This is a genomic window from Flavobacterium sp., assembly GCF_046155325.1.
In the GTDB taxonomy this organism is placed as follows: domain Bacteria; phylum Bacteroidota; class Bacteroidia; order Flavobacteriales; family Flavobacteriaceae; genus Flavobacterium.
In genome coordinates this window covers 1-10,973 of the sequence record NZ_JBJXDQ010000108.1, presented here as the reverse complement: position 1 = coordinate 10,973, position 10,973 = coordinate 1, and the positions used below count along the sequence as shown (strand labels likewise).

Below are 10,973 nucleotides of genomic sequence, written 5' to 3'. Positions count from 1 at the left end.
CGAATTCCTTGTGATAAACTTCCGTGCAAGGCTCCAGAAGAAAACCTATTAATGGCTAAATTCTTGGCAAGTTTATTAACTGCTGCCTTCGTTTTGCAAAAAATAATTCCCCGTTCTCCTTCTTTTGATGTTAGAAAATGCATTAAAACATTCAGTTTTTCAATGGGATTCACCACAATATATTGATGGTCAATTCCTTGATTTCCGATGGTTTCCATATTAGCACTAATCTGAACTACATTTTTGTTCAAGTAATTCTGAATCAATTGTTTTATAGTTCCGGGCATTGTTGCCGAAAACAAAAAAGTTTTATGATTTTTAGGGATTTCGGCAATGATTTCGTCTAGGCTTTCTTTTAAAATAGTAACCATTTCATCTGCTTCGTCGAGCACCAGAAAACGGGTTTCTTTTAAGTTTATGGCTTTACGCTGTATTAAATCAATTAAACGACCTGGCGTTGCCACTACAATATGGGTTGGTAAACTTAAGCGTTCGATTTGAGGTTTTATGGGAATTCCTCCGCAAGTCGCCGCAATGGAAACTTCTGGAAGGTATTTGGCGAAAGCCTCTAAATTACTGAAGATTTGGTGTCCCAATTCACGAGTTGGAACCAAAATAACGGCTTGAACGACAGGAATTGTAGTATCTATCAATTGTAATAATGGTAATCCAAAAGCAGCTGTTTTTCCAGTTCCCGTTTTTGCCAATCCAACAACATCTGTTGTATTTGCTAATAGTAATGGAATTACTTTTTGCTGTATCTCAGTAGGTTCTACAATTTTTAAATCACCTAATGCTTTGATAATGGATTCCTGTATTCCTAATTTTGAAAATTGATTTGACATGGATTCTTTATTTAAACTTTTGTAAATTAACTTGCAGATGATTGGAGAGAGATTTGTAAACTAAAATTCTTTGAATAAGGCTATAACGTTATAAAGTATTCAAATTAGGAAAATTGAAAACAATCAAATGAAGTTGTATTTTCATCTTGAATTCATTTCATTTTACTTATAATTCTATTTGAAATCTGAAATCTGCACTTTAATCCGCTTCGTTCATGATTTTTTCACGATTCTTCTTCCCTATCAATAGTAATAATTTTTGTTTATAGTCATCCACAAGCCATTCTCTGTAGTTTTTACTACATTGGCTTAGGCATTTTGCATATCGTTTTATACGACATTCAATATCAGGATCTAATTCTTTATACAATTCTTTTGCTTCTCGCAAATCTTCTGAATTGTCAACACACATGGCAGCGTGTTGTTCTAAGGATTTGTCTAAAACAACTTTTGAACGTAAGTTTTGGGCAATAATTTGTTTGTGTTCTTCGTCAACATCAAAAGTGACTATTGCTGTATTAGCAAATTTAGCTCTTAACTCAGGAGGCATGGTGTATTTGAAATACAATTCAATTTCTGAATCATCTCTTAAATTTTCTAAATAAAATTCAGGAGATTTAAAGATATGTTGCCAGTTTACAGGCTCACTCCACAATCCAAATCGAGCAGCATTATTCCCCAAATCGATAACATTAAAATAATCTTTGTTGGGTAATTTTCTAGATCCACGACCTATCATTTGAAAGTATAAAGTCAATGATTTTGTGGCTCTGTTTAATATAATGGTTTCTACAGTAGGCTCATCAAAACCTGTCGTAAGGATACCAACAGAGGTTAAAATCGCATCTGGTGTTTTCTTAAACCATTGCAAAATTTCTTTTCTTTCTTCGATGCTACTTGTATTGTCTAAGTGTCGAATGATGAATCCTGCTTCTCTAAAGGTTTCATATACATATAAAGAAGTATTGATTCCGTTATTAAAAATCAAAGTCTTTTTACCCAAAGATTTTTCGGTATAAGCATGCAATAATTTTTCTTGCATTGCCATATTAGTATATAAATCGTCGGATGATTTTACTGTATAATCACCATTAATTCCAACTTTTAATGATGTTAAACCTACATCATAACTATAGGTAATCGCTTTGGCTAAAAAACCTTTTTCAATTAAAGAACTAATATTATCGCCAACGATTAACTCATCATAGTTTTCATGCATTGGCAATTTAATGTTAGAACTCAACGGAGTTGCAGTAACGCCAAGTATAAAAGCATTTTTAAAAGAACTTAATAATTTTCGAAAAGAGTTATAATGTGCTTCATCAATAATTACTAATCCAATATTGTCAAGATGGAGTTTTTCGTCATTAATACGATTTTTCAAAGTTTCTACCATAGCCACAAAACAAGAATAATCGTTTTGATCTGGTAAATCTTTGACTTTACTATTGATTATTTTGTTTTTAACATCAAAACCTTTGAGCATTTTTGAAGTCTGCTTGCACAACTCAATGCGATGCGTTAAAACCACTACTTTTTTATCATGTTTAGATAAATATTGCCTAACAATTTCAGAAAAAACTACAGTTTTCCCTCCCCCTGTTGGCAATTGATATAGTAAATGATGATTAATTGGGGCGTTATCTAAACGTTCAAAGATTGTTTCAATATCTCCTTTTTGGTATGAATACAATTCTTTTTTATCTTCTATTTCTGTTTCTAGAGTTTGTTGAGACATTGCTATTGATAGGTTTTTGCAAAAATACACCTAAAAAAGAGTTATTCCACTAATATAATAGAATAATTAAATTTTGTACTTAAAAAAAAACAATTTTTAAGCACCATTTAATAATCAAATCGTTCTATAATAGCTAAAAAGTTTTCTTTAGTATACCAGTTTTGACGTATCGCTTCTGTAGAAATATTCAATAATCTAGTTTTAAATTCATCTAATATTCCGTTAGCAATCATAAAACTAACAGCTTGTTCAAAGGAATTGAGCATACTTTTGAAAAATAATTCTTGTTTGATAATATGATCAGACGAATACGTTTGAGCAATTTCAATAGCATAGAGCATAATATCTCCAATCAAAAATGGGTCTACTCCTAAAACAATAAAATGTTTAATATATTTTTGAGCTACAGACCTTCGCAATTTTGGTCTCTTCTTTTTGGCAGTAGTTTGAACTGGGAAATATTCATTTGAAATTTTAATTTTAGATTCTTTTAATAAAGAGTTTTCTCTTGGATTAAAAACAAAATCATAATACGTTTTTACTGCAGGAAATTTATCATATAATTCTATGATTTGCTCTTCAAGCTGATTATTATCAAGGTCTGTAAGATATTTTTTTAAATCGCGTTTACTCATTTCAAATTTAATTAAGACAAAAGTAAATTACTTTTGGATTGTATTCTCTAAAATCAATAGATATTAGTTAATTTTGTTATTATATTAATTTATAGACAAATCGATGGTTAAATTATTTAAATACGTTGCTATTCTTGAAGGCATCTCTTATTTGGTTTTATTTACTAATATGCTTTATATAAAACCTTCCAATTTAGTTTTATATAAAACATTATTATTTCCTATCGGGATGTCACATGGTGTACTTTTTATAGGTTATGTAATTTTGGCTATTTTAATCAAAAAATCATTAAATTGGAATTTCAAAACACTCCTTTTTGTTTGGATTGCTTCCCTCCTTCCATTTGCCACTTTTTTTGTAGAAAGAAAATATTTGAAAAATGTATAAAATTCTAGAAAAAATTTTCAGTTGGTTTTATCCTTTATTTAAAAATTGGGGACTGGGAGTTAGTTTTGCCTCCTATACAAGTCTTTTTGTTAACATACTTATTTTAAGTATTTTATCACTTTTTATATATAGATTTTTCAGGTTTTTATTGGTAAAAATCATGGAAAATATTGCCAAAAAAACAAAAACAAAATTTGATGATTTACTAATTTCAAATAAAACGGTAAAATATATTGCCTACTTAATACCACTTTTATTTATTTACAAATCGGTACCAATCATTTTAAAATCCTATGATTATTGGGAAGGTATTTTTGGGAAAATGGTGGGTATCTATATTATTTTATTAGTTCTTTGGATAATAAGAACTGTTTTTAATGCCCTCAAAGATCATTTAAAGAGTATTCCAAAATTTAGTGATAAACCGATTGATAGTTATATTCAAGTAATTATGATTATCTTATGGATAATGGGAGTTACGGCAATTTTTTCGGAAGTTTTCGAAATTAAAATTGCTAAATTGCTTACTACTTTAGGAGCAATTTCTGCCATTATTTTATTAATATTTAGAGATACTATTTTGGGACTTGTAGCTAGTATTCAGGTTTCGGTAAACGATATGGTTCGAATTGGTGATTGGATTACTATGGAAAAGTTTGGTGCTGATGGAGATGTAATTGAAATCAACCTTGCTACCGTAAAAGTTCAAAATTTTGATTTTACAACAACAACAATTCCGACTTATAGCTTAATTTCTGAATCATTCAAGAATTGGAGAGGTATGCAAAAATCTGATGGTAGACGAATAAAGCGTCATATTTTGATTAAATCAAGTAGTGTTCGATTTGTTGGTAATGAAGAAATCAATGACTTAAAAAAAATACAACTGATTCAGGAATATATTGAGAAAAAAAAGTTTGAAATTGATAAATATAATTTGCAAAATAATATCGATAAGGAGCTTTCTTTGAATGGTAGAAATTTAACCAATTTAGGATTATTCCGAAAATACATTACTAAATATCTTGAAAATCATTCAGGATTAAACAAGGATATGTATCTCCTTTGCAGACAATTACAATCTACATCCCATGGAATTCCACTCGAAATTTACACTTTTTCTAAAGATAAAAATTGGGAAAACTACGAATATATCATTTCTGATATATTCGATCATATCATTGCATCAGTACCTTATTTTGGCTTAGAAATTTTCGAATTACCATCAGAGAAAAAACATATTTAATCTAGTAAAACATTTGTCTTTTTAATTTAATTCAACCAAACATGAGTCAAAGAGATCTTTTTATTAAAGAATTTAGAGGAGAAAGTATTGGTATCATTTCAAGTCAATCTACTTCGGATGAATTATTTCAAAACGAAGTCCTCCGCCCTATTTTGAAATTACAAAATGATTTGTTTATAGCTTCTTTTTTGAACAATATGTCCAAAAATAAAATTGATTTTAATACTTATTCGATTGAGAAAAAAATCGCTATGATTGAAAACTCAATCCAAAAAGACATCAAATTTGGAAATGCTTTGAAAGGAATGATTATTGGTTTATTTACCCTCGAAGAATTTTCAATTTATATAAAAAACTCCTCTAACCTTAACAAAAGGATGATGGGTATGTTGATTGAAAGATTAAAAAGTCAAATACAATTGTTGGAGGTAATTTAAAAATTCTATGTATAATTTTACCTATCAGTTTTCAACACATTCACATAAAAATCAGGATTAACTTCTAACAGTAAACCCTTTGATTTAAATGGCATAACAGTCCATTCTGTTTTTGGTTGTAACCATTTTTCTTTACCGTTCAATGTTACTTTTACAGGAATAGAAAACCCTTGAACACAATTTGACCAACGATAAAGAATAACATTTTCCTTAAAAGTATATTCTAATACTGGGATTTTTATTTCTCTCAAATATTGATTAAAAAAAGCCGATAAATCAAGCCCAATAGATTGACTCAAATAATCCTCTATTTGTTTGCTGGTGACGTTTTGGTGATAAAAAGCACTATTCAAACCTCGTAAAATCGTTCTCCATTTCTTGTCATTATTTACAATTTGGCGCAATGTATGTATCATATTAGCCCCTTTGAAATACATATCGCTAGATCCCTCCTTGTTTACATTATAGAAAGCAATAATAGGTTTGTCATTGCGGATATTTTTCCTTAAACCCCTCATATAAGTACCTCCGGCAGCTTTGCCATAATAATATTCTACAAACAAATTTTCGGAATAGCAAGTGAAACTCTCGTGAATCCACATGTCGGCGATGTCCTTGTTGGTAATGCTATTGGCAAACCATTCATGACCTGATTCATGAACGATAATAAAATCAAATTTTAATCCCCAACCTGTTCCACTTAGATCACTGCCTAGATAACCATTACCATATTTATTTCCATAAGTAATACTACTTTGGTGTTCCATTCCTATATAAGGAGCTTCAACAAGTTTGTAACTATCTTCGTAAAACGGATAAGGACCAAACCAATATTCAAAAGCTTTGAGCATTCTTGATACCTCTTTAAACTGTTTTTTTGCTTTTTCTAAATTGTCTCTCAACACATAATAATTACAATCTAATTTCCCTTTCTCACCTTTGAATTCTTCTGAAAATGAAACATAGTCCCCAACATTAATATTCACCCCATAATTATTAATTGGGTTAGAAACGAACCAATTAAATGTTCTTGTACCGTCTTTCATATCAACAATACTTTGTAATCTCCCGTTGGAAACATCGGTTAAATCATTAGGAACATTTACATTAATAAGCATGCTTTCTACTTCGTCATACATATGATCTTTGTTCGGCCACCAAACGCTAGCTCCAAGACCTTGACAAGTAGAAGCTATAAAATGTTTGCCATTTGAATCTTTGGTCCAAGTAATTCCTCCATCCCAAGGTGGATTTATTGCAATTTTAGGTTTGCCCCCATAGAATATGGTTATTTCTTTTGATTCTCCTACTATTTGTGGTGAAAATAAATCTAGGTAATACACATTTCCGTCTCTTTGAAAATGTATTTCATTACCATCTTGAATGACTTTTGAAATCTCCATTGGATTTTGCAAATCAATTTGCATTCTACTGTAGGGTTGCAAAACAGTATATCGAATAGTATTTGAACCTGTAATTGATTTTTCGGCTGGATTGACCTTAATATCAAGATGATACTGTTTTAAATCCCACCAGGATCGTCCCTTAGTTATACTGCCTCTTAAAGTATCTTGTTTAGTAAAGAAAGTTTTTTGACCATCAAGAATTTGAGCAGTTACTCCATTAAGTAATAACAAAAAACAAATAGAAAATATTTTTTCCATGATTACTATGAGTTTCTTACTTTAAAAATCAATTCGATTAAAAAGTACTTATAAATTTTCAATAAATTTTGTCAATAAATGTACACCATATGCTGTAGCATATTTGCTTTTTGCAAATTCGCCATCTCCAAAAGCGACCCCAGCAATATCAATATGTGCCCAAGCTTTATGATTTTCGGTAAAAAATTCTAAAAATTTAGCAGCACTTATAGCTCCAGCAACCGGTTTTCCGCTATAGTTTTTTACATCGGCAATATCACTTTCAATATCTTGTTTATAACAATCCCACAAAGGCAATTGCCAAAGTCGTTCTCCGACAGCATCTCCAGATTCTTGAATTTGTTTTGAAAGCTCATTATTGTTTGTAAACAATCCTGCGCACTCATAACCAAAAGTACCAACACAACTTCCTGTTAAAGTAGCGATGTCTATAATATATTCTGGATTGAAGTTTTTAATTAAATAAGACAAACCATCAGCTAAAACTAATCTTCCCTCAGCATCGGTATCAATAATTTCGATAGAATGTCCGCTATAACTTTGAATGACATCACTAGGTAAAAAAGATTTAGCATCAACCGAATTTTCTGCACACGGTACAATAGCAGAAACTTTTATTGGTAATTTCAAATCGGCAATCAATTGCATGGCTCCAAAAACTGCAGCGCCACCAGCCATGTCACATTTCATCTGTACCATAGCCGCAGTTTTTATATTAAGACCTCCGGTGTCAAAAGTAATTCCCTTCCCAACCAAACCCACATGTTTTGTTTTGTCATTACTGCCTTCAGGAATGTAATTCATAATTACAAATTGTGGTTCGTTTTGGCTTCCTTTTCCGACTGCTAAAAAAGAATTTAAACCTGCTTTTTCTGATGCTTGATGACCTAAAACTTCAACACTAAATCCATATTTTTTCCCAGATTCTGAAGCCCAATTCGCTAAATATTTTGGAGTAACTATATTAGGAGGAAAATCAACTAATCGTAAAATTTCGAGTTGTGCATTTACTATTTTTAATGCCTTAGCAATAGTTTTATCATGATTTTTTTTAGAAAATAATTGCAATTCAAAATTAGAATCAAGAAAAGGATGCTGTTGTTTTTCGCTCTTAAAATGACCAAAATCATAAGTTCCTAATACTAATCCTGAGAGTGAAGCTTCAAATTGTTCATTTGTATAATTTTCTGGAATAACCAAAGCAACATTAGTGTTAAACAATTCTTTATTGTTAGATGATATTCTTCTGAAAATTGTTTTCAAAGATTTATAATCTGGATCTTTTCCTAAACCAATGAATATATGGGTGCTATCATATTTTTCAAATAAATAATGAGTATCTTTTTTTCCGTAAAATACTTTTGAATGCACAGAAACTCCATGAAATTCAATTGGAACCAAGCTTTTTGCATAAGTTTCAAAAACTGGAATTAAAATTGTTCCAGCAAAATCTTCTAGTTTTTGTATCGTATTTGTTTTCATTATCTAATTTGCTTTTGAATTAAAATACAGCCATTCAATTGCTTTTGGAAATTCATCACTCCAATAGGTTTCATTGTGTTTCCCTTCCATGTTAATACTTAAATTAATTTTCATTTTATCTTTTACAAATTCGCTAGCAATTAAATTGTTTTTAAAACTATTAACTTGCTCAATTAAATTTTCACTTTCGTCACCTCCTGCGTATAAATATATTTTTGTTTCTTCATTATCTACATTATCTCCATCTATTGTAATCTTAGGAGCTACCCAAAGTGATGGTGAAAATGCCATCAATTTGCCATACATTTTCGGATACATTAATCCACAAAAAATACTGATTAATCCCCCTAACGAGCTACCTCCTATTCCAGTAAATTCTCGCTCAGGTTTTGTTCTAAACTGATTATCAACAAAAGGTTTAAGTGTTTCAGAAATAAATTTAATGTAATTTTTACCTTGCCCTTTCCCTAAAACGGTTTTACCCACATTGTATTCCTTTTCTCTATCTTCATCGCCATGTTCAATTGCAATAATTATGATTTTTCCAATTTTATACTCAGCCATAACAGCCAATTTTTTATCAATCTCCCAATTTCCATAAGGGGAATCCTCGTTAAATAAATTCTGAGCATCTTGTAAGTACAATACTGGATATCGTTCTATAGATTTATCATAGTCATGAGGTAATAAAGCCCAAATTTTTCTGGTTTTATTAAGTTGTGGAATTTCGAACTCATCAGAAATAAGTAAAACTTGAGGTAAATAAGATTGCTTAAAAGGAAGCCAATTTTTCCTCCATTTAGGAACATATTCATTTTGAATACCTGAAAAATTTGTAATAGAACGATTTAGAGTAGGATTGCCATCTGTATCAATTTCAACTTCACTCCAATCTCCTTTGGTGAACTTAAAAATTAACTCATCTGGATAAACAAAATCACTTTTAAATTTATAATGATAATAATTTTCTTCTATTTTTTCCAACATATACTCCTTGTCCTGAGTTCTCCATTTATTGAAATTTCCAGAAATGTATATTGGACGAGAATCATCTTCTCCTGTCTTTAAAACGATCTCAAGTCCTGTGTATACTCTTAAATTATTTACTTTTTTTAAAATGGTGGTATCCTCTAAGTTCATAATGGGCAATAATTGTATTGAAATTGTATTCAAATTTTATATAATTGGTAAATATAATAGTTTAAAAAATGAAACAAAAGGCTAATGTGGTCAAAATAGTTGGTAATTTTCATTTTATAACTTAAAACCTTTCAAATGTTAGACAACGCTTTTTTTAGAGTTTTTCATGAAATAATAAAGTTTATTAAAATGAATTTCAATAAACTTTATATTCCATAACACTTAACTACTTTTCGAATTAATTTTCAACTATTCATTTGAAAGCTAAACATTATATTTTTATTTTTGGCGACTTTTCAAAACGTCAACTACATCATTTAATTCGAATCCTTTGGCTTGCAATAAAATTAAATAATGAAAAAGCAAGTCGGCACTTTCACTCAAAAACAAATCATCATTATCATCTTTGGCTTCAATTACAACTTCGATTGCTTCTTCACCTACTTTTTGAGCAATTTTATTCATTCCTAACTTAAATAAAGAGGCAACATAACTCTTTTCAGTCCCGACGCTTCGGGATGCATTTTCTCTTCTTGTTTTTATCGTATTTTCTAAATCTGAAATAAATCCATACTTCTGATTATTAGCTTCTTGCCAGCATGTATCTGAACCAGTATGACAGGTTGGTCCTTCTGGTCTTACTTGTATCAAAAGCGTATCATTATCGCAGTCATTTTTAATGTCTACCAAATTTAAAAAGTTTCCACTTTCCTCCCCTTTTGTCCAAAGTCTTTGTTTAGATCGGCTAAAAAAAGTTACCTTTTTAGTATCCAATGTTTTTTGGTAGGATTCCGCATTCATATATCCAAGCATTAAAACAGCTTTAGTTTCGCTATCTTGAATAATTGCTGGAATTAATCCGTGTGCGCTTTTTGAAAAATTTATGTTCATTTTATTAAGGTTAGAAGTTAGAAGTTAAAAGTTAGAAGTTAGAAGCGTAGCACTTCCTAATTTCTATATTCTAACCTCAATATTATTGTTTTTTAGTTCTTTTTTTAACGTCTTTATTTCAATTTCTTTAAAATGAAATACGCTGGCGGCTAATGCTGCATCGGCTTTACCCTCTACAAAGGTATCCACAAAATGTTGTATATTTCCTGCTCCACCAGAAGCAATTATTGGAATATTAACTAATTTCGAAAGTGTTGCCAAAGCTTCATTTGCAAATCCGTTTTTCGTTCCATCATGATCCATCGAAGTAAAAAGAATTTCTCCAGCTCCGCGTTGTTCCACTTCTTTTGCCCAATCAAATAATCTAATTTCTGTTGGAACCTTTCCACCTACTAAATGCACGATCCATTGCCCATCAATTTGCTTGGCATCAATGGCGACAACAACACATTGGCTTCCAAATTTTTGTGCCAAATCATTAATCAACTGTGGATTTTTTACTGCCGA

At 30.5% G+C, this 10,973-nt stretch carries 11 protein-coding genes; 3 read left to right on the top strand and 8 right to left on the bottom strand.

Annotated elements, in window-relative coordinates; translation table 11 throughout:
• The 3 genes from ACKVOD_RS07410 to ACKVOD_RS07400 all read right to left on the bottom strand — a co-directional run.
• On the bottom strand, positions 1-845 hold an 845-nt coding region (locus ACKVOD_RS07410; RefSeq protein WP_409208834.1), incomplete at its 3' end, for a DEAD/DEAH box helicase.
• Positions 846-1,044: 199 nt separating this feature from the next.
• Complete coding sequence (locus ACKVOD_RS07405; protein ID WP_409208833.1) at positions 1,045-2,583, bottom strand: DEAD/DEAH box helicase; 1,539 nt, start codon at positions 2,581-2,583, stop codon at positions 1,045-1,047.
• Between the two features lie 107 nt (positions 2,584-2,690).
• Positions 2,691-3,218, bottom strand: coding sequence for a DUF6155 family protein (locus ACKVOD_RS07400; RefSeq protein WP_409208832.1), 528 nt, complete (start codon positions 3,216-3,218; stop codon positions 2,691-2,693).
• 103 nt (positions 3,219-3,321) lie between these two features.
• On the opposite strand from ACKVOD_RS07400, the gene ACKVOD_RS07395 reads away from it, so the two are divergent.
• The 3 genes from ACKVOD_RS07395 to ACKVOD_RS07385 are packed head-to-tail and all read left to right on the top strand — an operon-like array spanning position 3,322 to position 5,289.
• Positions 3,322-3,606: a DUF3817 domain-containing protein gene (locus ACKVOD_RS07395; RefSeq protein WP_409208831.1), complete on the top strand. Its 285-nt coding sequence runs from the start codon at positions 3,322-3,324 to the stop codon at positions 3,604-3,606.
• On the top strand, positions 3,599-4,852 hold the full coding sequence (locus ACKVOD_RS07390; RefSeq protein ID WP_409208830.1) for a mechanosensitive ion channel family protein: 1,254 nt from the start codon (positions 3,599-3,601) through the stop codon (positions 4,850-4,852). The genes ACKVOD_RS07395 and ACKVOD_RS07390 overlap by 8 nt, the downstream gene beginning before the upstream one ends.
• Before the next feature lie 41 nt (positions 4,853-4,893).
• The gene (locus ACKVOD_RS07385; RefSeq protein ID WP_409208829.1) at positions 4,894-5,289 is read left to right on the top strand and encodes a glyoxalase; all 396 of its coding nucleotides are present in this window, start codon (positions 4,894-4,896) and stop codon (positions 5,287-5,289) included.
• A gap of 17 nt (positions 5,290-5,306) precedes the next feature.
• On the opposite strand, the gene ACKVOD_RS07380 is transcribed toward ACKVOD_RS07385, so the two are convergent.
• From ACKVOD_RS07380 to hisF, 5 genes are all read right to left on the bottom strand, one after another.
• Positions 5,307-6,953, bottom strand: coding sequence for a M1 family metallopeptidase (locus ACKVOD_RS07380; RefSeq protein ID WP_409208828.1), 1,647 nt, complete (start codon positions 6,951-6,953; stop codon positions 5,307-5,309).
• Positions 6,954-7,001: 48 nt separating this feature from the next.
• Positions 7,002-8,435 carry a leucyl aminopeptidase family protein gene (locus tag ACKVOD_RS07375; protein WP_409208827.1) on the bottom strand — a complete coding sequence of 478 codons (1,434 nt, stop codon included), beginning with the start codon at positions 8,433-8,435 and terminating at the stop codon, positions 7,002-7,004.
• 3 nt (positions 8,436-8,438) lie between these two features.
• Positions 8,439-9,608, bottom strand: coding sequence for an alpha/beta hydrolase (locus tag ACKVOD_RS07370; RefSeq protein WP_409208826.1), 1,170 nt, complete (start codon positions 9,606-9,608; stop codon positions 8,439-8,441).
• Positions 9,609-9,854: 246 nt separating this feature from the next.
• On the bottom strand, positions 9,855-10,466 hold the full coding sequence (gene hisIE, locus ACKVOD_RS07365) for a bifunctional phosphoribosyl-AMP cyclohydrolase/phosphoribosyl-ATP diphosphatase HisIE (RefSeq protein ID WP_409208825.1): 612 nt from the start codon (positions 10,464-10,466) through the stop codon (positions 9,855-9,857).
• Between the two features lie 63 nt (positions 10,467-10,529).
• A partial coding sequence (gene hisF / locus ACKVOD_RS07360; RefSeq protein ID WP_409208824.1) for an imidazole glycerol phosphate synthase subunit HisF occupies positions 10,530-10,973 on the bottom strand: 444 nt, incomplete at its 5' end.

What these genes read in the sequence shown, in the direction of transcription:
- ACKVOD_RS07405 (WP_409208833.1), bottom strand. Translation starts at nt 2,583, where the DNA reads ATGTCTCAACAAACTCTAGAAACAGAAATAGAAGATAAAAAAGAATTG.
- ACKVOD_RS07400 (WP_409208832.1), bottom strand. Translation starts at nt 3,218, where the DNA reads ATGAGTAAACGCGATTTAAAAAAATATCTTACAGACCTTGATAATAAT.
- ACKVOD_RS07395 (WP_409208831.1), top strand. Translation starts at nt 3,322, where the DNA reads ATGGTTAAATTATTTAAATACGTTGCTATTCTTGAAGGCATCTCTTAT.
- ACKVOD_RS07390 (WP_409208830.1), top strand. Translation starts at nt 3,599, where the DNA reads ATGTATAAAATTCTAGAAAAAATTTTCAGTTGGTTTTATCCTTTATTT.
- ACKVOD_RS07385 (WP_409208829.1), top strand. Translation starts at nt 4,894, where the DNA reads ATGAGTCAAAGAGATCTTTTTATTAAAGAATTTAGAGGAGAAAGTATT.
- ACKVOD_RS07380 (WP_409208828.1), bottom strand. Translation starts at nt 6,953, where the DNA reads ATGGAAAAAATATTTTCTATTTGTTTTTTGTTATTACTTAATGGAGTA.
- ACKVOD_RS07375 (WP_409208827.1), bottom strand. Translation starts at nt 8,435, where the DNA reads ATGAAAACAAATACGATACAAAAACTAGAAGATTTTGCTGGAACAATT.
- hisIE (WP_409208825.1), bottom strand. Translation starts at nt 10,466, where the DNA reads ATGAACATAAATTTTTCAAAAAGCGCACACGGATTAATTCCAGCAATT.